Source organism: Francisella sp. AG1, assembly GCF_057683165.1.
Window position 1 is genome coordinate 401,564 of sequence record NZ_CM173135.1, and the last position, 25,102, is coordinate 426,665.

Genomic DNA, 25,102 nt, shown 5'->3' on the forward strand with positions numbered 1-25,102 from the left:
AAGTGATTATGGCTGGTTTTTGAATCCTTGTGCAATAATAAAAAACTCTCTTGAATGTGGGCGTGACGATTTGGGTTTAAATTGAGTTACTTTTGTGAAATTATCACGTACTTGCCTTAGGTATTCATCGCTACCAGATCCTTGAAATATCTTAGCTATGAAGCTACCATTTTTAATTAGATTGTCTTTAGCAAATTCTAATGCTAATTCTAATAAATATATTGATCGTGCTTGATCGGAAGTTTTGTTGCCACTGAGATTTGGGGCCATATCAGATACTACACAATTGATCTTTTGATTATTTACAAGTATGTTTAGTTTTTCATATGTTGTATCGCTTGAGAAATCACCTTGTATAAAATCAACACCAGCTATAGGATTAATTTCTAATAAATCTAAAGCGATAAGTTTACCATTTTGACCGATGTGTTTTACTATTTGTTCAGACCATCCTCCAGGAGCTGCACCAAGGTCGACTACAAACATATTTGGTTTAAAAATTTTATATTTTTCATGTATTTCAATTATTTTGAAACTTGCTCGACTGCGATAGCCAAGTTTATTAGCCTGAATAACATAATAATCTGAGGTATGATCTTGCATCCATTTCTTAGTATTGGAAGATTTTGACATTTAGTGAGTAATATATAAGAGATGTTTTTTAATATTGTAAGAGTATTTTAGTAATAAATAAAGTCTACAATGCTATTAGGTGTAATCATTTTGATGTTGTTATAAAAGTTTATAAAAATCTAAGCTTTATGGTTATAATTATATTAATGCTTTTATGAACTTAGTTTGAAGATGTTTAAAAAAATATTTGTTATGTGTATGGTTATATTATCTGTTAGTTCGTGCACTGTTAGAGATGATATTCAAGATAATATTGATCATTATAAGCTATTGTCTAGAAATCAAGCTATAAGAGAAATAGATTATAGTAAGCATACTGATAATATCGAAGGAGTGAGATTCTTGGTTGCAAATTACCCAGATCAGGTTATAAAGCTTAAAGGAACTGATTTTGATGCGAGGTATCAGAAACTTGTTGAGTATTTGAAAAATAATGATTATACAGTTATTGTAAATGAGAAATTACCATTAACAGCTACTATAATTGCTGAAGTTAATAAGCCACTGCCTGATCTTAAATATATTGGTATATCTATGGAGCAAAACACAGAGATGCAACAAACTTTGTATAATATTTCTTACGGTGGAAATTTATTTAAAGCTCGTGAGCTGTATAATAATTATAAGAAAACTCTATGATTTTTTTCTGCTAAATAACGATGCTATTATTAGCAATGTCACTCCACAAGAGATTGCAGAGTCAGCAATGTTAAAAGCTGGCCAGTGATAGTTATTAAGATGAAAGTCTAAAAAGTCAATTACATAGCCTTGAAAAGCACGATCATAAAAATTTCCAAGAGCACCACCTAAGATAAGAGCGAATGAAAATAAACTAAGTTTTTCCTTGATGGGTTGCTTAAGAATCAGGTATATAAGAATAATAGCTGCAAGTAAAGATATCGTTGCGAACATTATCATTTGCCAAGATGTTTGGTCATTACTAAGTAGGCTAAATGCAGCTCCATGATTATAGAGTAGAGTTAGGTTAAAAAAATTAGTTATTTTAACTGGTTGAGCTAACTCTAAGCTAGTGTTAGCAAGTTGTTTTGTGTATAGGTCTATAGCTACAATAATAATTGCAACAATAAAATACTTTAATTTGGGTTTAAGCGAATTCACGAGATTCCCCAGATTCTGTAGTTATGTTCTCAATACAGCGACCACATATATCTATATATTGACTATTTTGACCAACTGTAGAACTACGATGCCAGCATCTTTCACATTTTGGTTCGTCAATTTTAGTTATTTTTATAAATAAACCAGCGATATTTGTTTTAGATGAACTACTAGATTTTTCTTCTATTAGCTTTAAATTTACCTTTGAGGAAATAAGTAAAAATCGTAGTTCATTTTTTAGTTTACTTAGAAGGTTATAGTTATCTTTATCAGCATATAGTGTAATTTCAGCTTCTAGAGATGCTTTGATAAGATTTTCATTTCTTTTCATCTCAAGAGTTTTATTTACCTCAGAACGGATTTCTTGAATTTTTGTCCAAAAATCTAAATTTAATTCATCTTTTTCATCAAACGCTTTAAGCTCTGTATACCATTCACAAAGTTGAATTGGCAGGTCAGTTGTCTTAGGAGTGGCTTCCCAGATTTCATCTGCTGTATATGAAAGGATTGGGGCTACCCATCTAACCAAAGCATGCACTATATGATAAATAGCTGTTTGTGCGGATTTACGTGGATGACCATTTGTCATAGCAGTATACTGCCTATCCTTAATAATATCTAAATAAAAACTTCCCATTTCTACAGAACAAAAATGATGTATTAATTGTGCTACAGTATGAGTTTGGTAATTTTCATAAGCATCTATAATTTTGTCTTGGAATTCTTTGGTTTTGGCTACAGCCCATTGATCAAGTTTAACTAATTTATCAAATTCAATAATGTCAGTTTCTGGATTAAATCCATTTAAGTTAGATAATAAAAATCTAGCAGTATTTCGTAGTCTACGATATGTATCAGCAGTTCTCTTTAGAATCTGGTCAGAGACGGCCATCTCACTTTTGTAGTCAGTTGATGCTGTCCATAGGCGCAATATATCAGCACCAAGAGTGTTATAGATATCTTGAGGTGAAGTTACATTTCCTAGAGATTTTGACATCTTGTGACCATGTTCATCAACTACAAATCCATGTGTGAAAACCTCTTTGTAAGGTTGGCTTCCTTTAGCAGAGATGCCAACTAATAGGGATGTTTGGAACCAGCCCCGATGTTGGTCAGAGCCTTCCAAGTATAAATCAGCTGGGTAGCTTAAGCGTTTATCTATATCTAAAATACACATACTAGATGATCCAGAATCAAACCATACATCCAAGGTGTCTGTAACAGACTTATATTGATCAGTTTCGGATATAAATTCACTATCATCGGAATTAAACCAACTTTCAATACCACCTTTTTCTATTTTTTCAGCTACTTTATGTAATATTTCTATTGTATTTGAATGAAGTTCTTCTGTATCTTTGTGGATAAATAAAGGTAAAGGCACGCCCCAAGTTCGCTGGCGGGAAATACACCAGTCAGGTCTGTCTTTGATCATACCTTCTATACGAGCTTGTCCCCAGCTAGGAGCCCAGCTAGTATCTTTAATAGCTTGTATTGCCTTATCACGTAGCCCTTCTTTTTCCATGCTGATAAACCATTGCGGAGTTGCTCTAAACATTAGAGGAGTTTTGTGACGCCAACAGTGAGGGTAACTATGTTTGATTTTATCAGAGTTCATCAGGCGTTTTTTTTCACCTAAAAGTTCTATAATTCTATCATTTGCTTTAAATATAAATTCACCAGCAAAAAGTTTTGTGTTCTCACTGTAACAACCATTTCCTTTTACAAAAATCTCCATAGAGAGTTGGTGTTGTTTTCCTAAAGAGAAATCCTCAACACCATGGGTAGGAGCTGTATGAACCATACCTGTACCAGAGTCATCTGTTACATGGTCTCCATGTAAAATAGGGACATGGCGGCTACTATAAAAAGGATGTTCTGCAAAGATGCCAACTAGCTTGTCGCCACTAGCAGTAGCTACGACAACAGCGCCTTCGATTGCATATCTCTTTAATGTTTGTTCAACTAGGTTTGTAGCTAATATTATGTAGAAATCATCAATTTTAACCAAACTGTAGCTTAGTTGATTATGTACTGCGATAGCTTGGTTTGCAGGAAGTGTCCATGGTGTTGTTGTCCAGATAATTGCGTAAGCATCATGGTTTAAAACATTAAGTTCAAACGCTTTAGCAAGTTTGTTTTGATCTTTTATCTTAAATTTTACATCGATAGCCGGAGAGACTTTATCTGCATACTCAACTTCAGCTTCTGCTAATGCTGATCCGCAGGCAGTACACCAATGTACAGGTTTAAATCCCTTGTTTAGGTGGCCATTATCAACTATTTTTGCTAGTGTCCTAATCATATTAGCTTCATAGCTAAAATCCATAGTTAGATATGGTTGTTCCCATTCGCCTAATACAGCTAATCTTTTAAAATCTTTTTTTTGAATTTCTACTTGTTTTTTGGCATATTTGCGGCATTCCTTTCTAAAAGCATCTTCAGATATTTTTTGACCGGCTTTACCATGTTTTTTTTCTACTTGTAATTCTATTGGTAGTCCATGGCAATCCCACGTTGGAATAAAAGGAGCATCGTAGCCGCTGAGTGTTTTTGATTTGACAATTATATCTTTAAGAATTTTGTTTACTGCATGTCCAACATGAATGTTTCCATTAGCATATGGAGGGCCATCATGAAGGATGAACTTATCCCTGCCAGCAAAATGTTCTCTGATTTTCTTATAAATGTTTTGCTTTTCCCATTTATTAAGAATCATTGGCTCTTTATTTGCTAGGTTTCCTTTCATTGAGAAGGAAGTTTTTGGCAGGTTTAACGTGTCTTTGTAGTCACTCATGTAAGTTCCTTAGGTATTAAAATAAAGTTGTATTGAAAAATTTAAAATTACTTAAACTTAAATTATAAAGCACAAAACTGATTATGTTAATAGTCTATAATCTACTTATTAATTTTTTTGCAGTTTCTGTATCTTTTGTTATTTGGTATTTTAACTCTTCAAAAGAGCCAAATTTTTTCTCAGATCTAATGAAGTTTATAATTTCTACGGTTATGTGTTTACCATAGATATTCTTATCAAAATTGAATATATGGGTTTCTAAAAGATTATTTTTCCCATCGATAGTTGGTCTTGTGCCGGCATTGGTTACACCATAAAAAGTTTCATCATCTATTTGAACTCTTGTTAGGTATACTCCTTTCAAAGAGGAATTTTTTGGTAGTCTTTGATTAGCGGTATGAAAACCTATTTTCCTGCCATTTTTTTGACCATGTATAACCCTAGAGTTGATTTTTAGAGTTGCTCCTAAGAGTTTGCTAGCTTGTAGTATATTATGTTCTGAAATGGCTTGGCGAATTTGGCTGCTGCTAACACGATGGTTATCTAAGTTTAGAGTTGAGACTTTATCAACTTTGAATTTATAAGTTGTTGAGAATTTCTTTAAAAGCTCATAATTACCAAGACGTTTTTTGCCAAATTTGAAATCGTCACCAATTATTATATGCTTTATATTTAGTTTTTTAATTAAAAAATCGGTAATGAAATTTTCAGCATTAATATCTGCAAATTTTTGATTAAATTTTTGGCAAATTATATTTTCTATACCAAATTGACGTAGATTTATAATTTTGTTTCTAAAATCATAAATTCTAGAGGGAGCTTTTTCTTTTAAAAAGAATTCTTTAGGTAAGGGCTCAAAAAATAGTATATAAGGAACTAAATCATTTTCCTTTGCAATTGAAATGAGCTTTTTAATGATGGCTTGGTGGCCTAGATGTACCCCATCAAATGATCCTATTGCAACAGCTTTTGGAGAGCTATCTATGACATTATTTAAGTTTATTGTTATTTCCATTATAAATAAAAGGCTTAAAATTGGTTTTTAAGAATATAATTGCGTATAGTATTCATTTTTTGTTGAAAAAAAGCAACTGCTGTTAGATACTTACCAGTTAGATGTTTTTTGTTATATTTTAAATATACATATTTTAAGTGGTTTTGTCATGGAAAGACGTGGAAAAAGAATAAGAAAATTAAGAAATAAAAATGGTAGAGTTTTTGCAATTGAAACTAATCTAACTGGAAGGCAATTACTAAACAATAGAGTTTTAAATAAGGATGTAGCTTTTAGTCAAGAAGAAAGAATAGCCTTCAATCTGATAGGTTATTTACCGGAAAAAGTTGAAAGCTTAGAAGAACAAGCTATTAGGGTGCGCAGACAATTAGATTTAAAACCTGGTTCTCTTGAAAAATATGTCTTTTTAAATAGGCTTCATGATTTAAATACAACTCTTTTTTATCACTTTATACGTGAGAATTTAGAAGAAGTAATGCCTGTTATATATACACCAACAGTTGGTGAAGCAGTTCAAAAGTATAGTAGTCAATTTAGAAAGCAAAATGGTTTGTTTATATCGATTAATCATAAAAAGCATATTGCTAAGATTCTAGAGAGATATGAATACAATAGTATTGATTTAGTTCTTGTGACTGATGGTGAAGCAGTTCTTGGTATTGGAGATCAAGGTATTGGTGGTATGAATATCAGTATTGGTAAAATCATGGTCTATGTTGCAGCTAGTGGTATAGACCCTGCGAGAGTTTTACCTGTTCAGCTTGATATGGGTACAAATAATGATGCTTTACTAAATGCCCCTGGATATTTAGGTGTACGTTTACCTAGAGTTTCTGGTGAAACTTATGATGAGTTTATTGAAGAGTTTGTAGTGCAAGTGAAAGCGAGATTCCCTAATGTATTTTTACATTGGGAAGATTTGGGGCGGGATAATGCAACAAGGCTTTTAGAAAAATATAAACAAAAGCTATGTACTTTTAATGATGATATTGAGGGTACTGGTATCGTTGCAGCAGCCAACTGTATTGCAGCTGTTAAAACTGCAAATACAATTAGGATAAATGCTGGTGAATTAACGACTGAAGAAGCACTTAGCACTATTTGTGATATTAAAGTAGTTATTTATGGTGCAGGAAGTGCCGGTTGTGGTATTGCAAGACAACTTGCTGATGTGATTGCTGATAGAGCAGAGGTCTCTATCAAGAGAGCTAGAAATAGTATATATCTTGTAGATAGATATGGCTTGGTTTGTGATAAGCAAAAAACTAAGAGAGTTACTCCAGAACAAAGACCTTTTGTCAAAACTAGTAAAGAAATAGATGCTTGGGATGTTGAAGATTTTAATTATATAACATTAGCCGAAGCTGTTAAGAATACTAAAGCAGATATATTGATAGGTACTTCAGGACAACCAGGATCGTTTACTGAAGAAATAGTGAAAACTATGGCTGATAATAATAATTACCCTATCATTATGCCGTTATCTAATCCAACCTCCTTATGTGAGGCATTGCCTGAGGATATTATTAAATGGACGGAAGGTCGTGCATTGATTGCTGCAGGTAGCCCATTTCCTGATGTTGTATATAATGGTCGTGAGTATCGTATTTCTCAAGGTAATAATGCATTTATATTTCCAGGTTTAGGTTTGGGTTCAGTAGCGGTACATGCAAAATTATTAACTGATGGTATGATTAGAGCAGCTTGCTATAGGCTGAGCGAACTATCACCAATGGTAATTAATGAAGATATAACACAACCATTATTAGCGAAAATAACTGATTTGGTAGCTGTTAGTAAAGAAATTACAAAAGCAGTTGCTAAACAGGCTATTTTGGAATCAGTTCACGGTGTTGACATTGATTTAGAAGATCTTAATGAAGATGAGCTAGATGAAGAAATAGATAGATTAATTAATTTATCTACATGGGCTCCCATATACGCGCCTTATATGCCAATTTAATTTTTGGCAAAAAGTTTATTAAACCTAATAGGTAGAACTATTTCAATACTTTTTAATAATCTTTTTTTGAGGCTGTAAACTTGTTGAAAACAAACATTTATATATGCTACACTCAGACAGATTAGATTATTATGTTATATTATAGTAGGGAAGTTGTATTGTGGTTCAAAAATTAAAAAAAACATGTTTGCTAGTTGGTAGTTTATTGGCTTGTTATGGTTTAGCATATTCTGAAGATTCTCCTAATGTGGTGTCTCAGGGCGGGCCACTTGGTGCGACCAGTATAGGTGATCAAAACCTTGGGAGTGTTAAAGCAGGAGGTAGTTCTGCTAATGCGAACGCTACTAATAGCCAAAATTCAGCTATAAATGAGAGGCAACTCTTGCTGAAGTTGCAAGAGCAGGTTCAACAGCTACAAGGCCAGCTTCAACAGTTAAAAAGTCAGGGAAGTAACTTTAAGAATACCTCAAATGGAGATTCACAATTTACAACTTATAGTTCAAAGGTTGATGGTAATACTAATGCTAGGTCACTTGGTGCGTCGACACCTAGTGGTGATATGAGTGAGGCGCTTATAAGCGGTGCAAGTTCTTCTGATATTATGGCGAATGTGAACTCTAGCGATTCGATTATTAACTTGGATGGTCAGGCATTAGGTGGTATATTTAACCAGCGAGGTGGTATTGACGTTGGTGGTGCACCAGCTATTACAACTCAGGGTGAGATAACATACCTAGGTGCATATTCTGGTAACAACAGTATTCCTATTGGACAGATTTCTTCCAGCCTTTTTGCCTCAACATTGTTGGGCCAAAGAGAAAAATTTGATGATTATACAGTGTTTTTTGGTGGAAAAATTGAAGCCGACGCTCAGGTTTGGTTTGGTAATACTATACAAAGAAATGGTGGTGCAGATCCGTTCCAAGGTAATGGTCAAAATATATATTTAACAAGTGCAAATCTATATTTCTTATCAAATTTAGGTCACTATGTAACTGCTCAGTTTGATTTTGATACTGATGAGACAGGTTCTTTTGGTCTAGGTAACGCTTTTGTAATCTTTGGTAATTTAGATACCTCACCATTTTTTGTAACGGCTGGTAGAAATAAGCTTACGGTTGGTTCATATGGTGGTGGTGGTGCGTGGGCAAATGGTATTACTGATTATTTATCACCAGGTAAAGTTACGAATCTTTCTGTAAATTATAAGAGTGAAGTCTGGAACTATAGTGTTGCTGTATTTGGCTCAGATGATAAGCGTGCTAACTTTTCTACGGGTTTGTTCTATGCTGATAGTTGGACTCCAAATTTAGCAGCAGGTTTTAACGTTGGTTATGTATATAATATGGCAGGTGCTGGTAACTCTTCGTTAGCAGCAGCATTAGATAATCTTCCAGGCCGTGAGAAAGATACGGTTGGTGCATTTAACGTTGATGGAAACTTAACATATGCATTGCTGGGAGGGTTCTTAAACGTAGGAGCTGGATGGGCGACTACGACAAACAAAGAAGATTTTAATGGTGATGGTACATCAAGTGTCCTAACAGGTGCTTGGTATGGTGCAGCCAACTATTCATTAGTTCTAGGTGGTAGAAATACTAACTTTGGTGTTTCATATGGACAGTCATATAATGCAGCAGCAGTTCCTATGGGCTTGGCAAATGCATCACCTAGTTTTGGACAAACAGCATCAGGGATTAGGAATCAACTTATTTTCTCAGGTCAGCGTGCTTATTTTGATGATAATGTTTTATTTGGTCCGGAATATGCTTATCAGAAACTATATAGTGGTGAGCATATGAATACAATTACTCTTGATATGTCTGTATATATATAAACATATAGCTAAATGATTAAAAAAATAATCCTTACTTTTTTAACATTGCTTTTTCTTTCTAATACTGCTTTAGCAGTAAATAATCAATCTTCCAATTCTACAGAGCCAAGTCATGAAGAAATTAGTAAGTTAGCTAAACAAATAAGACTTTTGCAGCTACAAATTAAGAGTTTAGATCAACAAGGAAATAGTAATGATTCAATTGTGGGATTGGGATCACACCAAAAAGCATCTAATGATGAGTTTAGTGATTTTGATAGCAATATTAGGATCGAAGAGCAGTATATGCAAGAGCAATTAGCTATAGGCTCTCTAGGTGCTGATAAAGGAGTCGATATAGGAAGCCAAGTCAAGATAACAACTCAAGGTGAGGTCTCTTATGTAGGTTCATTCTCAAGTAATAACACGATTCCAATCGGTCAGCTACCAAGCAACCTTTTTGCCTCAAGTATACTTAAGCAAAGATCATTTTTTAATGATTATTCTATATTTTTTGGTGGTTTTATTCAGGCAGATGCTCAAGTTTGGCGCGGCACAGATATTACAACAAATAGTGGTTCAACTTTTGATGGTAGTGGTGAAAATGTATATCTAACTAGTGCAACTTTATATTTTATATCAAATCTTGGGCACTATGTTACAGCTAACCTAGACTTTGTTGCAGATCAGTATAACAATTATGATTTACAAGATGCTTTTGTAATATTTGGTAATCTTGACACTACTCCAGTATTTGTTTCAGTTGGTAAATATCGACCATCTGTTGGTTCATATGGTGGTGGTGGTCCATGGACAAATAGTATAACAGCAAATATGTTTCGCCCATTGAGAGTAACAAATGCGGCTATTAATTATAGGGGAGATACAGCTAACGCAAATTTCACTTTATTAGATTCGGAAAATCATGCGACATTTTCATTAGCATATTTTGATGCAATGACTTTTGAGGATGTAGCCCAGGTTGGTTTTAATGTAGGCTATATGAATGATATCAGAGGTGCAAGTAGTAGGTTTAATTTTGTAGATAAAAGAGTGGGTGAGTTTAATCTTGATACGGCGGTGAATTTTGAGAGTATTCCATTTTTACCTGGAAGTTTAAATATTGGTGGTGGCTGGGCTACTACAACAACTCAAAGTTCTCAATTTACTGGTAGGAGTGATGCTTTTGCTGGGGCCTTTACGGTACAGGCAGCGTATACATTTACATTATATGGTAAAGGTCAAAACATTAACGCCAGCTACGGACATTCTTATAATGCTGATAATATTCCCATGCCGCTATCAGCTGAGGGGAGTTTCTTTAAGGCAGCATCAGGTATAAAAGATCAAGTGTTGATTTCTACACAGAGATCTTTGTTTGATGATAATGTTTTGGTAGGTCCAGAGTACTCATGGCAAAGCTTATATAATGGCCAGCATATGAATACGGTTACTTTAGATCTTTCTGTTTATATATAAATTTTTGCTAACTGTTTAATTCAGATTGAAGATTATGAAACTATAGAGGTGTTAATTTTTTTGACTAAAAAGATATAGCTTTATAAAAAACTTTAAATAGAGTAACATTAGCATAACTGTATTAATAATAAAATTTAAGAATAAAAATGTCTTTTCTAATTGCTATAGTCGGTAGAGCAAATGTTGGCAAATCGACGCTATTTAATGTCCTGACAAACTCACGTGATGCGTTGGTGTTTGATTTTGAGGGAGTAACGCGCGATCGTCAATATGGTCAAGCAAAATATGATGGTCTTGATTACCTAGTAGTAGATACCGGTGGTATATCTGATCAAGATGCAGGCTTTGATGAGTTTATGGCAAAACAATCTGAAATGGCTATAGATGAGGCTAACCTAGTATTTTTTATAGTAGATGGTAGGTCTGGATTAACAGCTGGGGATGATTATGTGGCTAATCTTCTACGTCAGAGAAATAAGAAGGTTGTAGTAGTAGTTAACAAGGTCGATGGTGTTGATGAAGAATCTGCAATGGCAGATTTTTATGCTTTTGGCTTTGACAAGGTTTTTGCTATATCTGCAGCTCATCGTAGGAATACTCAAAAATTAATTGATAAATTTTTAAAAAAACCCTTAAATGAATATTACCAAGATTATACTCAGTCTGCAGAACATAAAGAGCAATTACGTCACGGTATTCATTACTCATTAATTGGCCGCCCTAATGTAGGTAAGTCAACCCTTACAAATAGAATGTTAGGTGAAGATAGAGTTGTTGTGTTTGATATGCCTGGTACGACTATTGATAGTGTGAGTATACCATTTGAACGACACGGTCAGAAATACACCATAGTAGATACTGCAGGTGTACGTAGAAGAGGTAAAGTAAAACAAACTTTAGAGAAGTTTTCTGTGGTTAAAACATTACAAGCTATACAAGATTCTAATGTTGTAGTGGCTGTTGTTGATGCTAGGCAAGGAGTGTCAGACCAAGACTTAAGTTTGATACATTTTGCAATTAAAAATGGTAGGGCGCTAGTGTTAGCTGTTAATAAATGGGATGGTATGACAGAAGAGGATCGTAATCAAGTTAAGCAAGATCTTAAAAGAAAGCTTTTCTTTTTACAGGATTATGTTGATATACATTTCATTTCAGCTCTTCATGGTACTAATGTCGGCCATCTCTTTGAGTCAATAGAAACTGCCTATGGATGTGCAAACAAAAAAGTTACAACAGCAGATGCCACTAGATTAATGCAATTGGCTGTAGAAGCTCATTCACCACCAGTTGTCGGTAAGTTTAGAATTAAGCTTAAATATGCGCATGTTGGTGGTCATAATCCACCTGTTATAGTGATCCATGGTAATCAAGTAAGTAAACTACCTCATTCATATAAAAGATATTTGGAAAATTTCTTTAGAGAGGCACTAGAGTTTCGTGGTACTCCTATTGTATTTGAATTTAAACAATCAGATAACCCATTTGCAAATAGAAAGAATAAGAGAATGACGGATGAAAGCAGTAAGAGTAAAAAAGCTAAATAAGATAGCCGATGATATAGTCATAAATATCAGTGGGGCAAAAAATGCTTTATTACATTTGATATTTGCAAGTTTGATTCCAGATACTCAAACCAAATTTACTAATGTTCCAACCACTCTTTTAGATTATAAAGGTGCTATAGATATACTCGAGAGCGTAGGGGCAAGTGTAGTAGAAAAGGATGAAACAGTAACTATAGATACCTCTAATATTACGACAGAAACTTTAGAATTATGTGGAGAGATGACTTCTAAAACCCGTTGTTCATTAATGCTTTTGGGCTCAACTCTTAAGAAAAAAGGACGCGTAAAAATAGGTTTTCCAGGTGGTTGTAGCTTTAGTGAAAAGAGACCTTTTGATATTCATTTAGAGGGGTTAGAGGCACTAGGAGCAGAAGTTATATTAGCAGAAGATCATATTGAAGTTACTTATAAAGAAGAAAAAAATGCTGAATTTAGAATGCCTTTCCCATCAGTGGGAGCAACCATGAATCTAATTATGTATGCAGTGATAGGCAATTCAGAAGTTTTGTTAGAAAACGTTGCACTTGAGCCAGAAGTCGTTACATTAATAGACTATTTAAATCAGTGTGGGGCGTGTATTGAATTTGATTTTGAAAGTAGAAATATTAAGATTTCTGGAGTTACAAGGTTATCTGGGTGTGAATTTGAGATAATTTTTGACCGCATTCAGGCTATGACTTATGCTGCTATGGCGTATCTATATAAGACAAATATAACTATCACAAATATAAATACTAAAGATACTTATAACATTAAGAAGCCGCTTGAGAAGCTAGCTAATGCTGGAGCTAGTTGGGAGTATGATCAGAATAACCATAGTATAAAATTTTTTGGTAAAGATAGTTTTATAAAAGGTGTGGATATCATAGCAGCGCCTTTTCCGCATTTCCCTACAGATTTGCAACCAATATATGCAGTGATGCTGCTTATGGCTAAGAGTTCAAGCACTATACAAGATACAGTGTATCCAGAAAGAATTAACTATGTTTATCAGCTTCGTAAAATGGGTTTTAATATTTCTATAGATAATAATCTTATAAAAATTAAGCCCCATAAAGCTTTAGATGCAGTTCGACCTGCTGTCATGAGTGTTAAAGATTTGCGTGCAGGTATGGCTTGCCTGATGGCAGGATCATTATTAGATGAGTTTTCAACTATTAATAATGCTCATCAAATTTTTAGAGGTTATAATAATCTTATAGAGAATATGTCTCACTTTATGCAGATAGAGATTTTAGATAGTAATGTTTAGGTAGCTAATGTCACAATATACATCTTTAGAAAAATATAATACATATCGAATTAAGTCTTTTGCTAAGCATGTATATTTTCCATGCACTGAGGTTGAATTACAAGATATTGTTAATAAGCATAAGAAATTGTTTTTTCTTGGTAATGGAAGTAATGTTATATTTTCTAAAGAATATTATGGCGATGAGGTTGCCTTTGTTATTTTTTGTAAGAAACTTAATTCTTTTGAGATTGAAGGTAATTGTGTAAAAGTTCAAGCAGGTGTCTTATTGCAAGATCTTGCATTAGCTACATATGAAGCCGGCTTAAGCGGTCTTGAGACTTTTTATGATGTGCCTGCTAGTGTTGGTGGAGCATTGATCATGAATGCCGGTGCCTATGGTGATGAGATATATGATTGTGTTAAAAATATTAAAGTTTTAGATTTAATAAATAATCAAATCAAAGAATATCAAAAAAAAGATATAGAATATGGTTATAGATATTCTATGTTTAAGTATGATCGGAATATTTGTATATTGAGTGCTGAGTTTGAGTTTGAAAAGAAGCAAAGATCAGAGATTAAAATAAAGCTTGATGACATATACTCACGTAGATTAAGCAATCTTCCTCAAAAACCTACAGCTGGAAGTGTTTTTAAGCGTCCTCAGGCAAATATGCCTGTTGGAGTTATGGTCGAAGAGCTCGGTTTAAAGGGTGCTCAAGTTGGTGATGCACAAATATCTATTAAACATGGAGGAATTATTGTTAATAAGGGTAATGCCACAGGGCAGGATATATTAAAATTAATTTCTTTTATAAAAGAAAAGGTTGCTGAGCATTATAATGTTGAGTTGAATGAGGAGCAAATTGTTATTTAAGGGAGTTTATCTAAAAGCTCTTCTTTCTTAGTATAATATCTAATATACTTTGCATAGGTAAAAATTTTTTATTAAATCATGACAAAGCAAATCACATTTTCTTTAATCTGTGTATCGTTACTTTTTTGTACAGCCTCTGCTGAAACTTCGAATGAAGCATTACAACAAGCTACTGTACAGGACTCTCAGTTGGCGAGTTCACAGGGTGAAGCTCAAAAGAAAGTTAACACTAATAAGCTAGACAAAAATTCAACTGATAAATATGCCTGGGGGATAAGTTCTTCAGGTTCGACTATTGATGAGGCAGCTTTAGATGAGTATACTCAAAAGGTTGTAGCAAATGCGAAGCTAGCAGAATCAAATAAAAAATCCGGATTTAATCAGTTGGATAATAATGCTAATTCATTGAGAGCTCATACTAAAAAAATAGTCGAAAATCATACTTCAGTAGCATTAGATAAACAGCAGAATAATCTAACTATAGCTACGCAATCAGATGATGATCATAGCTATGAGATGTTATTAGCAGAGGCTGATAGGATTCTAAATGATGGCGAACATTCAGAAGCTATAAAAAATATAGATAAGTTAGCTAAAGATAGCAGCAATATAAAACAGAGTAATCCATCGCCATCTAAAGTTGCTAAGCAAATCGATGATGTGGAAACCGACTATGAAATTGATCAAAAATTCAAGAAACCTCATGATTATTACAAAGGAGCATCAGCAAGAGATTATATAAATCAAGAAGTGAAGCATTATGATGATAATTATAAAGTTGAAAATTATCAAAGTCTTTTGGAAAGCATAAAAACACCAGAGCAAATTTCGAAATCATTTCAAGAAATAGATAGTAATGATAGTGGTAAGTATAAGTTAAATGACGGTTATTCTATTGAGCAAATCACTACAGTTGGACTTTTAACAGGTCAAGAAAAGCGTCTTAAAGAATGTTTGATATTGAAAGTATATGGTGGTGGCACGTGGCGGACATATTGCCAGCCGATCAAGAAGCCAACACAGTGTTCTGATTATGATTGGCAGCAGCTTTCAACTATGGCTATTATGTACTGTTAAGTAAGTGCTTAGGCTATTTCTCTCAGCTAATAATTTTTTTTAAAATCAGATATTTGTTTTTTAAGCTCATCTAGGCTAATTCTATTTGGGTTTGGTTTAGAAGAGTTAATACTGTTTTTACGTACAGCATAACCATAGAGAGCTTCAATCTCTAATTGTAAATTTTTCTTAAAGTTGTTTATAAACATTTTCCAAGAATTTTTGCCTGTAAATCGAGTATGCATATTTGTATCTGCAAGAGGTTCATTTAATGCCCGAATATCTTCAAAGAGAGTGCTCGGAGTTTCATAAGTAAGTGTGATCAGGTCTGATTCTATAGCAGGTGTTTTATATTCACTTGACTGTAGTGTATTACCCCATGTGAGTAAATCTATCATATCATTTGTATGTTTTTTAGCACTAACTGTTGAGATGGCTTTTTTAAAAGAATAAAAAGACTTATCACCAAAAGTTGAAAATAATAAAATTCCATCATCATTTAAGAGTTGATAATACTCGTCTAGTTCTTGAGTTAGATTATCAGTTAGGTGAATGGTTGAATTGGAAATTATAATATCAAACTGGCATATGCTAGTTTTATTTATATGATGAATATTTGTTTTTGGGAAACGTAAATTTAAGCTTTTTAGATAGTCATCATCATAATAACCATCTATTAATATATCAATTGGGTTTAGCTTTATAAAATCTAATCTTTTAAGTAGCCTGTTTGCAATTTCATTTTTAATAAAAGATTGAGGGTGTATTTTTCTATTAGAGAGTTTTTTTAGAAAAAGCTGGTAATTAAACATATAAATATATTTTTTGTAATTATGGTGTAATTGTAATAGTTTTTTTATCGATGTACATAGTAGTATTATTTTTATGTATTAATTCATATTAGTTGCTCTTAGAGTTTAAGTTTTAAAAACAGTATACTTTTAAATATAAAAGCTGTTAACTTAATTTAAGATATATGAGATTTAGGTGTTAGATGAAGCAGACTATAAAGTTAGCTATATTAGATTCAACCATAAAAAGTATTAAAAGTAGTTTAGAAGGATCGATTTTTTATGAGATAGTCTCAAAAGAAAATATTGTTAATGAAATTGTTGATAATAAAGTTGATGCTCTAATTTTAGATATCCCTGACCAAGATGCTTTTCTTGAGATCGTCAGAAAAGTCAGGGCAAATTTGCATACCTATTTATTGCCTATCTTCTGTATTGAAAATAAAAGATCATTGTATGTTGATGAATCTTTTGTCAGTCTTGAATTAGTCAAAAAGTTGGTCATCGATATAGGTGAGCAATGTGATGTTTTGACTTCAATTATACAGACTGATAAGAGAATTACTCGTGATTGGCAGCTTAGAATGCTGACTTATTTGTATACACGGAGATTTTTTTAAATCTTTAGATGTTAGTAAAAACAAAAGTAGTAAAAATTTTTATATAGTTAATCTGATAATATTGTGCTAAAGACGTGAGTAATAGCATCAGATAAATTATCAAAAGAATTATTTACTTTTCTTAAAATTCTTTTAAAATTGGCCCAAATTTTTTCTATAGGATTTAAATCAGGAGAATAAGCAGGAAGGTATAGTATCTGTATATCAAACTTCTCTGCTATTTTAGCCAATTTAGGAGACTTATGAAAACTAGCATTATCCATAACAACAGTAGTCTTTGGAATTAACTCAGGACATAAATGCTCTTCAAACCACTGATTAAGAATTTGAGTATCTGTATATCCAGTATACTCTAGCGGTGCTATAATCTTCTTTTCTAAATAGTTATAACCAGCAACTATACTTTTTCTCTGAGTTTGATAAGCAATAACTTCACCATAGCTAGGTTTACCAACAAGAGACCATCCTCTTAGTACAGACTGTTTATTATCCATACCCATTTCATCTAAATATACAAGTTTGTTAGGTTCAATAGTCTCAACAACCTCTATAAAACTTTGCCTATCTTGTTCTTTTCTTTGCTTATATTTAGGTGTCTTTTTTTAAAACTAAAACCAAGTCTGGTAAGACAATCATAAAATGTGCTTCTAGGTATTTCAGGAGCTAATGCTTCTCTAATATCTAAAGCCATTGCATCTGGATATGTTCTTAAGTAGCTTTCTATCGCTTCCTTATCTGTAAAGGTTGCTACTCTACCGCAACCCAAGCCTTGCTTAGATTTATAATCACCAGTTGTCTCGTATAAGTTTATCCAAGATCTAGTAGTACGGATATCTATATTAAAAAAATTACTTAGCTCTTTGTCTGTTAGGCCTTCTTTATATTTAGTTATTACGATATCTCTGAAATCTTGGCTATATGATGACATTTTTTCTAAATATTATAACATTATTGTCAAATAACTATCGGATTAACTATAATTATCCAATTATTGAGGTTTTTTGTGAAAAATTTCATAATTTAGATGAGTGGTTGCAAGATCTTAAACTGAGTGGAGTTTTAAGAGTTAAAGATTTTGTAAAGTCATATTTTTGTTGTAATAATTGTATGTCTGCCCATGTTTTATTTTCAGAACGTTGTCCTGATTGTAAAAGTGAAAATATAACTTTAGCTGATTTTTTACATTGTTATACTTGTGGTAATATCGCACCTGAAGGTGAGTTTTTACGTAATGAACAATATCTTTGTTCACAATGTAAAACAGTTCTACGTCATATTGGTCATGATTATGATCGTCCTTTAGAAAGTTATACCTGTAATGATTGTGATAGTCATTTTATTGACTCTGAGGTTATTACAAGTTGTATAGACTGTGATACAACTACGAAGACTGAGCGAATGAGAAGGTCCACAGTATATAATTATGAGTTAACTGAGAAGGCTGAGCATTTTATTAGTCAAAATATAGATTATATTATGTCGATATTTGATAATATTAATTATGTTGCTCCAGAGTTTTTTTACGGTATTTTGGAGTGGGCTGTAGCGATGAAGCAGCGTGAAAAGGCTTATGATTTTACATTGTTGAGAATAAAAATTTTAGATAGTATAAGGGTCGAAGATGTTGGGATATTGGCAAAGAGTCTTAAAGATATTTTAAGGAAAACAGATATGTTGACTAGGCCATCAAGTCAGTTGATATGGATTTGGTTACCAAATACTTTCCTGAAAGGAGCAGAAATAGTCGTGCAAAAACTTAAGAAAATACAAGCATCTGAAGGAATGCATATAAAAGATTCAATGACAATTAAGATATTTGATTCCCAAGGAGTTGAGGGTCATAGATCAATACGATCATTGTTAGCTGAGCTAGCAAATAGGGAGTAATAACTTGGACTTGATATATTTTGCTTACCATCATTTAATTTTAATCTTACATAACCCTAGAGGTTTTTTTATATCAGTTTTTGTTATTGTACTACTTGTCGAGGCCCCATATACTTTTTTTATTCTTTTAGCTGTGATGGGAAATTATTTCGACCAGTTATTAAGACCGAATCAACGCCAATTATATTATCCAAAAGTAAGTTGCATAATTACAGCCTATAATGAAGGTAAAGGCATCTTGGCAACTTTAGAATCTCTGGAAGAACAGTTTTATAAGGGAGCAATTGAAATTTTGATTTTGATTGATGGTGCGAATATAAATAAAGAAACTCTTGATGTGGCGATGAATTATAAACATAAATTCAATCAAACTTTAGAGATATTGTTAGAGCATCAAAAGCAGTTTCGTCAAACTCGACAGCGTACTCTAAAAGTAATTCCCAAATGGGAGCGTGGTGGGCATGCATCATCAACTAACCTAGGATTTAAGCTTAGTAGTGGAGATTTGATTATTCAACTTGATGGAGATACTTCAGTTGATAATGATATGGTTAGTAATATGGTTCAGCAGTTTTCTGATCCAAATGTTGTCGCATGTTCAGGAACCTTACGAGCAAGAAATGTTAGAAAAAATATTATAACACGCTGCCAAGGTATGGAGTATATGCTTGGTATTCATATGTCTAGAGTTGCACTATCAGCAGTTAATAGTGTAAATAATGTTTCAGGAGCTTTTGGAGGATTTAGAAAAAGCTTTATGGAAAAAACAACTCGATGGCGCAATGGTTCAGCTGAGGATTTGGATTTGACATTAAGATTGCAATCTTTATTTAGGCGCCATAAAAACTTAAAGATATAGTTAATCCGATAGTTATTTGACAATAATGTTATAATATTTAGAAAAAATGTCATCATATAGCCAAGATTTCAGAGATATCGTAATAACTAAATATAAAGAAGGCCTAACAGACAAAGAGCTAAGTAATTTTTTTAATATAGATATCCGTACTACTAGATCTTGGATAAACTTATACGAGACAACTGGTGATTATAAATCTAAGCAAGGCTTGGGTTGCGGTAGAGTAGCAACCTTTACAGATAAGGAAGCGATAGAAAGCTACTTAAGAACATATCCAGATGCAATGGCTTTAGATATTAGAGAAGCATTAGCTCCTGAAATACCTAGAAGCACATTTTATGATTGTCTTACCAGACTTGGTTTTAGTTTTAAAAAAAGACACCTAAATATAAGCAAAGAAAAGAACAAGATAGGCAAAGTTTTATAGAGGTTGTTGAGACTATTGAACCTAACAAACTTGTATATTTAGATGAAATGGGTATGGATAATAAACAGTCTGTACTAAGAGGATGGTCTCTTGTTGGTAAACCTAGCTATGGTGAAGTTATTGCTTATCAAACTCAGAGAAAAAGTATAGTTGCTGGTTATAACTATTTAGAAAAGAAGATTATAGCACCGCTAGAGTATACTGGATATACAGATACTCAAATTCTTAATCAGTGGTTTGAAGAGCATTTATGTCCTGAGTTAATTCCAAAGACTACTGTTGTTATGGATAATGCTAGTTTTCATAAGTCTCCTAAATTGGCTAAAATAGCAGAGAAGTTTGATATACAGATACTATACCTTCCTGCTTATTCTCCTGATTTAAATCCTATAGAAAAAATTTGGGCCAATTTTAAAAGAATTTTAAGAAAAGTAAATAATTCTTTTGATAATTTATCTGATGCTATTACTCACGTCTTTAGCACAATATTATCAGATTAACTATATTACATTCACCAAATACTATTGCTCATACAGATGTGCCGGAGAGTTTGTGGAGCTTGATTAAACAACGAATGAGATGGGATGGAGATACTTATTTTATCTATATTCGTAGACATAGAAAAAAACTTTTGCCTAAATATATGGGGTGGAAAGCTTTCTTTTTTACGACTTTTTCTGGTTTGTTTTTGCATGCGGTTCAGCCGATTGTTATCGTTTTGAGTCTGATATATACAGTTTTTGAATTTCCATTGAGGATAATTTTACCTATATATGTAGCTGTTTATATATATTATGTGATTTTGAATTTTGCACTATATCTAACCTTCATACTTTTAATTTCAGAACGCAGGAAGCAAGATTTAAAATTGTGGTATGTAATATTATTTATGCCATTTTATTCGGTTTTTTTAAAGTTTGTAGCAACTGTAGCTCTTTTAAGTGAGTTCTTTATTAAAACTCATAGGGATAGTACAATGGCTCCTGTATGGGTTAATAAAAAGGTTAAATAAAAATAAGATGAAATTTAAAGCGCCACATAATGTTTCTGACTATCAAGTAAAAAGGTCACCTATACGTAAAAATATTGCTAGATGGTAGTGGTATGCTGTAATAATAGTAGTGATTACACCTTTAATTTATATTATATGTTTAATTTTTAGTAGCAATTTTTTTATAGTAGCTAAAGGTACTGTAGTAACTGAGAAGTATTTAATAAGAGCTCATGAAGATGGATTTATAGAGGAAAGTAATGTTCATGCAGGTAAGCTTGTAAAAAATGGTGATAATGTTTTTAAGATGACATCACCTCTTTTAGTGGCAGAACTTTCAGAAGTAAAAAATCAAATTAAGGATTTAAAAAAACTTCAAACACAGCTTTATAAAAGCGATTTAAAAGCATTAGAGCATAAGTATGATATCGCTAAAAAATATGTAGATATTAATAAGAAGTTTTTTGATGCTATGATTGAGCTACGTGAAAAAAATATTATCAATGTAATCGAGCTTCAACAATCATCCCAGGTTTTACATACAGCTGAGATGGATCTGGAAAATGTACTCGTAGAAAAACAGCGCTATACTTTAGATAAAGATAATAATTATGCAGAGATACTTAGGAGTTTTTATTTACAACAAAAACTTCTTGAGGAGAAAATAAAGAGCCTTGATATTAAAATTGATGTTGATGCTATAGTAAGTCGGATATATGTGTATAAAGGAGAGTTTGTTCAAAAAGGTCAAGAATTAGCTATTCTTTCTTTATTTGAAGAGCCTTTTATAAGAGCTTACTTGAAGTCGAAGTTTATTTCGTATGTTGCTAAAGGAACTCCCGTAACTATTCGTTTTGATGATGGCGCTACATTTAAAGGAGCAATAGAGTCAAGGCCTGTATTTGCTGAATTGAATAATGATAGAAGTATGTTTGATGATAAACAAGCAGAGGTGGTTATTATTGTTAAGCCAATTGATAAAATTCCAGAAGAATATAATATCAATAGTGTGCCGGTAGAAATAGATGTCGATAGAATATAAAGAGTAGCTATTTGATTGGAAATTTTTTTGTAACTATACGTAATTTTTTATTTAGGCAAAATTGTCTTTTGTGTAAGCAGGCTGCGAATTATCTTATTTGTAACTATTGTTTTGAAAAGTTACAAAAGCATCTAAACTTCCAAAACCAAAAAATAGATTTAGATTATGATTATTACTATCTGCTTAAATATACACCAGAAGTGAAGTATCTCTTACAGCAGTTTAAATTTCAAAAAAATTTACTTGCAGGTTCAGTGTTTTCTAAATTAATGAGGTACTGGTGGAGTAATCGTAAGGATAATTTTTTAAATAATGTTGATGCTATAGCTGTTATACCTATTCATAGGTTTAGATATTTATATCGAGGCTTTAATCAGGCTGAAGTTATAGCAAAAGATTTATCTGAATATACAGGTATTACTACGACCTTCAAAAATTATTCAAGAATCAAATATACTAAATCTCAAGCTAAATCATCAAAGCAAAAACGTAGTGAACAAATAAAGGGAGTATTTAAGTTAGATAAGCCAATAGTAGCTAAGCATCTATTAATATTTGATGACGTTATGACAACTGGCTCTACGCTTAATGAGTTTATCAAAGTGATTACGGAAAATAGTCAAATTGAGAAGATATCAATAGTTACCTTAGTTAGGCCTAATTAAAATATTTTAGCACCCTATGTTATAAGATAATCTTATAATCCTTATAAAATCTATATATTTAACTTTAAGTAAATGATTTGTCATAATAGTCATAAAGATTACAAAGATTAAATAAAAAGGTGATTACAATGAGAAAAATAATTTTAGCAGCAACAATGATATTCAGTTTGGCAACAGTAAGTTTTGGCTATGGTGCATACGGGGTTAATAGTTTTTCAAACTCTTCTTTTCCACCACCTGTTTTGAATTTAGCAGATTAATCAAAAGCTATTCAGGTAGTTTTGATTTGATCTTACCACCAAGGATATGGGCATGAATATGAAAGATTACTTGTCCTCCTTCTTTACCTGTATTAATTAAAGTTTTGAAACCTTTCAGACCTAAACCTTTAGCAACTTTAGGGATGGTTAGCAGTAGTTTTCCCATCAGCTCTTGATCTTGCTCTTCTAAGTCATTTAAACTAGAAATATGTTTTTTAGGGATAATTAGGGTATGTATTTCAGCGCTCGGGTTGATATCGTGAAAAGCTATAAAATTCTTATCTTCATAGACTTTTTTACAAGGTATCTCACTGGTTATGATTTTGCAAAATATACATTCAGACATTTTATTTTTCCTTTTTTAATCCATAATAAATTAAGCAAGCCACACCAGTAATTATAAACCCAACACTATGAGTTTCAATAAAACTTTGCAATTTGATTATAGGAGTTAGGTCTTTATCTAGGTTAAAAATGATACCTAAACTAGTTAAGGTTATACCAGCACCTAAGGCAAATTTATATTTTTTTCTTGATGAGGGATGGCTATTTGCTTCTTTTATCTGGATGGGATTTTTTAAATTCATTTGAGTGTGTTGTAATATGTCAAATACCATTCTAGGTACATCAGGGAGTTTTTCGCTGACTCTAGGCATATTTTCTAGCGTACGATGATAAAAACCTCGTAATCCCATTTGTTCTTTCATCCATTTTTCTAAAATTGGGCGAGAAGTATCCCATATATTAAGTTCTGGACAGAGTTTTTGCCCTAATCCTTCGACATGAAAGAGGGTTTTTTGCAATAGGGTCAATTGAGGTTGTATATTCATATTAAAGCGGCGAGCCACAGTAAATAGTTGCATTAGAGTATAGCCTAATGATATTTCACTCATGGGCTTTTCAAATATAGGTTCGCATACTGTTCTAATAGCTGATTCAAGTGCATCAACTCTTGTATTGTTAGGGACCCAACCTGATTCAATATGTAGTTCAGCCACTTTTTTATAGTCACGTTGGAAAAAAGCTAAAAAATTTCCAGCTAAGTAGCGTTGATCATCTCTATTTAATGTACCTACGATCCCAAAATCTATAGATATATATTTAGGATCAGCAGGGTTTGTAACATCAATAAACATATTGCCTGGATGCATGTCTGCATGGAAAAAACAGTCATCGAATACTTGAGAGTAAAAAATTTCAACTCCACGTTGAGCTAGTAATTTTCGATTAACTCCTAAGTTATCAAGTGTCTTAATATCTGATACTCTTACACCACTTACTCTTTCCATGACCATTACGGTTGGACTGGTATATTCCCAGTAAATTTTAGGGATATAATGAATAGGTGAGTTTTCAAAATTTCTACGTATTTGCGAAGCATTAGAAGCTTCGCGAACTAGGTCTAGTTCATCAAAGAAGCTTTGATTAATTTCTTTAACAATTTCAATTGGCTTAAATCTTCTGATTTCTTTTAGCTTATTAAGTATCTTTGCAAATATTAGCATTAAAGAGGTATCAAGTTTCAAAACCTTTTCAATACCTGGGCGAAGAACCTTAACGACAACTTCTTCATCTGTATGTAATACAGCTCCATGCACTTGTGCTACAGATGCTGATGCTAGGGGGGTGCTTTCAAAGCTTTTAAAGATTTCACTAATAGGTTTTTTAGCAGCTTTTTCAATTTGTGCAGCTGCTAGCATATTATCAAAAGGAGGCACGTTATCTTGAAGCTTTGCAACTTCGATTACAACCTCTGGAGAAAGTAAATCTGCTCTAACAGATAAGGCTTGGCCAAACTTGATAAAAATAGGGCCAAGCTTTTCTAAAGCTTCTCTTATACGCTTACCATGTTCAAGCTTACGCATCCGAGGAGAATAGTAAAATGGATTTAGTAGGAGAAGAACTTTAAGGGTTCTAATTTTGGTAGCACGAAAAGGTTCATTAAGGAGACAATATCTATTTATTATGTAGAATATGTATATAAGTCTTAAAGATTTTTTAATCAT

The 25,102-nt window shown here is 32.7% G+C and carries 24 protein-coding genes; 16 read left to right on the forward strand and 8 right to left on the reverse strand.

What is annotated here, in order from left to right:
* Positions 1 to 6: 6 nt before the first annotated feature.
* Entirely contained in the window at positions 7 to 633 is a 627-nt protein-coding gene (locus ACR0PV_RS02020; protein WP_488173372.1) for an RlmE family RNA methyltransferase, read from the reverse strand.
* Positions 634 to 804: 171 nt separating this feature from the next.
* Here ACR0PV_RS02020 and ACR0PV_RS02025 point away from each other — a divergent pair, with 171 nt between their 5' ends.
* The gene (locus ACR0PV_RS02025; protein WP_488173373.1) at positions 805 to 1,272 is read left to right on the forward strand and encodes a hypothetical protein; all 468 of its coding nucleotides are present in this window, start codon (positions 805 to 807) and stop codon (positions 1,270 to 1,272) included.
* On the opposite strand, the gene lspA is transcribed toward ACR0PV_RS02025, so the two are convergent.
* The 3 genes from lspA to ribF form a co-directional block, all read right to left on the reverse strand.
* A complete protein-coding gene (lspA, locus tag ACR0PV_RS02030) occupies positions 1,267 to 1,752 on the reverse strand; it encodes a signal peptidase II (RefSeq protein ID WP_488173374.1) in 486 nt (161 codons plus the stop codon). The genes ACR0PV_RS02025 and lspA overlap by 6 nt on opposite strands.
* Positions 1,739 to 4,549, reverse strand: coding sequence for an isoleucine--tRNA ligase (gene ileS, locus ACR0PV_RS02035; RefSeq protein ID WP_488173375.1), 2,811 nt, complete (start codon positions 4,547 to 4,549; stop codon positions 1,739 to 1,741). Before ileS ends, lspA begins: the two co-directional genes overlap by 14 nt.
* 94 nt (positions 4,550 to 4,643) lie before the next feature.
* Positions 4,644 to 5,564 carry a bifunctional riboflavin kinase/FAD synthetase gene (gene ribF, locus ACR0PV_RS02040; RefSeq protein WP_488173376.1) on the reverse strand — a complete coding sequence of 307 codons (921 nt, stop codon included), beginning with the start codon at positions 5,562 to 5,564 and terminating at the stop codon, positions 4,644 to 4,646.
* A 148-nt stretch (positions 5,565 to 5,712) separates the two neighbouring features.
* On the opposite strand from ribF, the gene ACR0PV_RS02045 reads away from it, so the two are divergent.
* The 7 genes from ACR0PV_RS02045 (at position 5,713) to ACR0PV_RS02075 (ending at position 15,575) form a co-directional block, all read left to right on the forward strand.
* Positions 5,713 to 7,527 (forward strand): NAD-dependent malic enzyme, encoded by a 1,815-nt coding sequence (locus ACR0PV_RS02045; RefSeq protein ID WP_488173377.1) that lies wholly within the window; start codon positions 5,713 to 5,715, stop codon positions 7,525 to 7,527.
* A 160-nt stretch (positions 7,528 to 7,687) separates the two neighbouring features.
* Positions 7,688 to 9,364: a DUF3573 domain-containing protein gene (locus ACR0PV_RS02050; RefSeq protein WP_488173378.1), complete on the forward strand. Its 1,677-nt coding sequence runs from the start codon at positions 7,688 to 7,690 to the stop codon at positions 9,362 to 9,364.
* Between the two features lie 12 nt (positions 9,365 to 9,376).
* On the forward strand, positions 9,377 to 10,822 hold the full coding sequence (locus tag ACR0PV_RS02055; protein ID WP_488173379.1) for a DUF3573 domain-containing protein: 1,446 nt from the start codon (positions 9,377 to 9,379) through the stop codon (positions 10,820 to 10,822).
* 146 nt (positions 10,823 to 10,968) lie between these two features.
* Positions 10,969 to 12,366: a ribosome biogenesis GTPase Der gene (gene der, locus ACR0PV_RS02060; RefSeq protein ID WP_488173380.1), complete on the forward strand. Its 1,398-nt coding sequence runs from the start codon at positions 10,969 to 10,971 to the stop codon at positions 12,364 to 12,366.
* Positions 12,335 to 13,639, forward strand: a complete 1,305-nt coding sequence (locus ACR0PV_RS02065; protein ID WP_488173381.1) for a UDP-N-acetylglucosamine 1-carboxyvinyltransferase — start codon at positions 12,335 to 12,337, stop codon at positions 13,637 to 13,639. The genes der and ACR0PV_RS02065 overlap by 32 nt, the downstream gene beginning before the upstream one ends.
* A gap of 7 nt (positions 13,640 to 13,646) precedes the next feature.
* Entirely contained in the window at positions 13,647 to 14,498 is an 852-nt protein-coding gene (gene murB / locus ACR0PV_RS02070; RefSeq protein ID WP_488173382.1) for a UDP-N-acetylmuramate dehydrogenase, read from the forward strand.
* 78 nt (positions 14,499 to 14,576) lie between these two features.
* Entirely contained in the window at positions 14,577 to 15,575 is a 999-nt protein-coding gene (locus ACR0PV_RS02075) for a hypothetical protein (RefSeq protein ID WP_488173383.1), read from the forward strand.
* Between the two features lie 26 nt (positions 15,576 to 15,601).
* Here the strand turns inward: ACR0PV_RS02075 and ACR0PV_RS02080 are convergent, their stop codons facing one another.
* Entirely contained in the window at positions 15,602 to 16,366 is a 765-nt protein-coding gene (locus ACR0PV_RS02080) for a methyltransferase domain-containing protein (protein ID WP_488173384.1), read from the reverse strand.
* Positions 16,367 to 16,548: 182 nt separating this feature from the next.
* On the opposite strand from ACR0PV_RS02080, the gene ACR0PV_RS02085 reads away from it, so the two are divergent.
* Positions 16,549 to 16,965 carry a hypothetical protein gene (locus ACR0PV_RS02085; RefSeq protein WP_488173385.1) on the forward strand — a complete coding sequence of 139 codons (417 nt, stop codon included), beginning with the start codon at positions 16,549 to 16,551 and terminating at the stop codon, positions 16,963 to 16,965.
* A 47-nt stretch (positions 16,966 to 17,012) separates the two neighbouring features.
* Here ACR0PV_RS02085 and ACR0PV_RS02090 read toward each other — a convergent pair.
* Positions 17,013 to 17,893, reverse strand: a protein-coding gene (locus ACR0PV_RS02090) for an IS630 family transposase (RefSeq protein WP_488172178.1) whose coding sequence is annotated in 2 segments (ribosomal slippage) — positions 17,013 to 17,569 and positions 17,569 to 17,893 — 882 coding nt in all. Because the reading frame shifts where the segments join, the coding sequence is not laid out codon by codon here.
* Here ACR0PV_RS02090 and ACR0PV_RS02095 point away from each other — a divergent pair.
* The 7 genes from ACR0PV_RS02095 to ACR0PV_RS02125 all read left to right on the forward strand — a co-directional run bounded on the left by ACR0PV_RS02095 (position 17,884) and on the right by ACR0PV_RS02125 (position 23,096).
* Positions 17,884 to 18,852: a TackOD1 domain-containing metal-binding protein gene (locus ACR0PV_RS02095; RefSeq protein ID WP_488173386.1), complete on the forward strand. Its 969-nt coding sequence runs from the start codon at positions 17,884 to 17,886 to the stop codon at positions 18,850 to 18,852. The two genes, ACR0PV_RS02090 and ACR0PV_RS02095, sit on opposite strands and share 10 nt — an antisense overlap.
* Positions 18,853 to 18,988: 136 nt before the next feature.
* Complete coding sequence (locus tag ACR0PV_RS02100; RefSeq protein WP_488173387.1) at positions 18,989 to 19,711, forward strand: glycosyltransferase family 2 protein; 723 nt, start codon at positions 18,989 to 18,991, stop codon at positions 19,709 to 19,711.
* Positions 19,712 to 19,757: 46 nt separating this feature from the next.
* Positions 19,758 to 20,638, forward strand: a protein-coding gene (locus ACR0PV_RS02105; RefSeq protein WP_488172178.1) for an IS630 family transposase whose coding sequence is annotated in 2 segments (ribosomal slippage) — positions 19,758 to 20,082 and positions 20,082 to 20,638 — 882 coding nt in all. Because the reading frame shifts where the segments join, the coding sequence is not laid out codon by codon here.
* A gap of 74 nt (positions 20,639 to 20,712) precedes the next feature.
* Positions 20,713 to 21,150: a hypothetical protein gene (locus ACR0PV_RS02110; protein WP_488173388.1), complete on the forward strand. Its 438-nt coding sequence runs from the start codon at positions 20,713 to 20,715 to the stop codon at positions 21,148 to 21,150.
* A 109-nt stretch (positions 21,151 to 21,259) separates the two neighbouring features.
* Positions 21,260 to 22,171: an HlyD family secretion protein gene (locus tag ACR0PV_RS02115; protein WP_488173389.1), complete on the forward strand. Its 912-nt coding sequence runs from the start codon at positions 21,260 to 21,262 to the stop codon at positions 22,169 to 22,171.
* 14 nt (positions 22,172 to 22,185) lie between these two features.
* Positions 22,186 to 22,836: a ComF family protein gene (locus ACR0PV_RS02120; protein ID WP_488173939.1), complete on the forward strand. Its 651-nt coding sequence runs from the start codon at positions 22,186 to 22,188 to the stop codon at positions 22,834 to 22,836.
* Between the two features lie 128 nt (positions 22,837 to 22,964).
* Positions 22,965 to 23,096, forward strand: coding sequence for a hypothetical protein (locus tag ACR0PV_RS02125; protein WP_488173390.1), 132 nt, complete (start codon positions 22,965 to 22,967; stop codon positions 23,094 to 23,096).
* 7 nt (positions 23,097 to 23,103) lie between these two features.
* On the opposite strand, the gene ACR0PV_RS02130 is transcribed toward ACR0PV_RS02125, so the two are convergent.
* Positions 23,104 to 23,442 carry a histidine triad nucleotide-binding protein gene (locus tag ACR0PV_RS02130; RefSeq protein ID WP_488173391.1) on the reverse strand — a complete coding sequence of 113 codons (339 nt, stop codon included), beginning with the start codon at positions 23,440 to 23,442 and terminating at the stop codon, positions 23,104 to 23,106.
* 1 nt (position 23,443) lies between these two features.
* A complete protein-coding gene (gene ubiB / locus ACR0PV_RS02135) occupies positions 23,444 to 25,102 on the reverse strand; it encodes a ubiquinone biosynthesis regulatory protein kinase UbiB (protein ID WP_488173392.1) in 1,659 nt (552 codons plus the stop codon).

Coding starts and splice junctions, on each gene's coding strand:
- ACR0PV_RS02020 (WP_488173372.1), bottom strand. CDS start 633: ATGTCAAAATCTTCCAATACTAAGAAATGGATGCAAGATCATACCTCA.
- ACR0PV_RS02025 (WP_488173373.1), top strand. CDS start 805: ATGTTTAAAAAAATATTTGTTATGTGTATGGTTATATTATCTGTTAGT.
- ileS (WP_488173375.1), bottom strand. CDS start 4,549: ATGAGTGACTACAAAGACACGTTAAACCTGCCAAAAACTTCCTTCTCA.
- ribF (WP_488173376.1), bottom strand. CDS start 5,564: ATGGAAATAACAATAAACTTAAATAATGTCATAGATAGCTCTCCAAAA.
- ACR0PV_RS02045 (WP_488173377.1), top strand. CDS start 5,713: ATGGAAAGACGTGGAAAAAGAATAAGAAAATTAAGAAATAAAAATGGT.
- ACR0PV_RS02055 (WP_488173379.1), top strand. CDS start 9,377: ATGATTAAAAAAATAATCCTTACTTTTTTAACATTGCTTTTTCTTTCT.
- der (WP_488173380.1), top strand. CDS start 10,969: ATGTCTTTTCTAATTGCTATAGTCGGTAGAGCAAATGTTGGCAAATCG.
- ACR0PV_RS02065 (WP_488173381.1), top strand. CDS start 12,335: ATGAAAGCAGTAAGAGTAAAAAAGCTAAATAAGATAGCCGATGATATA.
- murB (WP_488173382.1), top strand. CDS start 13,647: ATGTCACAATATACATCTTTAGAAAAATATAATACATATCGAATTAAG.
- ACR0PV_RS02075 (WP_488173383.1), top strand. CDS start 14,577: ATGACAAAGCAAATCACATTTTCTTTAATCTGTGTATCGTTACTTTTT.
- ACR0PV_RS02080 (WP_488173384.1), bottom strand. CDS start 16,366: ATGTTTAATTACCAGCTTTTTCTAAAAAAACTCTCTAATAGAAAAATA.
- ACR0PV_RS02085 (WP_488173385.1), top strand. CDS start 16,549: ATGAAGCAGACTATAAAGTTAGCTATATTAGATTCAACCATAAAAAGT.
- ACR0PV_RS02095 (WP_488173386.1), top strand. CDS start 17,884: ATGATGACATTTTTTCTAAATATTATAACATTATTGTCAAATAACTAT.
- ACR0PV_RS02100 (WP_488173387.1), top strand. CDS start 18,989: ATGGGAAATTATTTCGACCAGTTATTAAGACCGAATCAACGCCAATTA.
- ACR0PV_RS02110 (WP_488173388.1), top strand. CDS start 20,713: ATGAGATGGGATGGAGATACTTATTTTATCTATATTCGTAGACATAGA.
- ACR0PV_RS02125 (WP_488173390.1), top strand. CDS start 22,965: ATGAGAAAAATAATTTTAGCAGCAACAATGATATTCAGTTTGGCAACA.
- ACR0PV_RS02130 (WP_488173391.1), bottom strand. CDS start 23,442: ATGTCTGAATGTATATTTTGCAAAATCATAACCAGTGAGATACCTTGT.
- ubiB (WP_488173392.1), bottom strand. CDS start 25,102: ATGATTAAAAAATCTTTAAGACTTATATACATATTCTACATAATAAAT.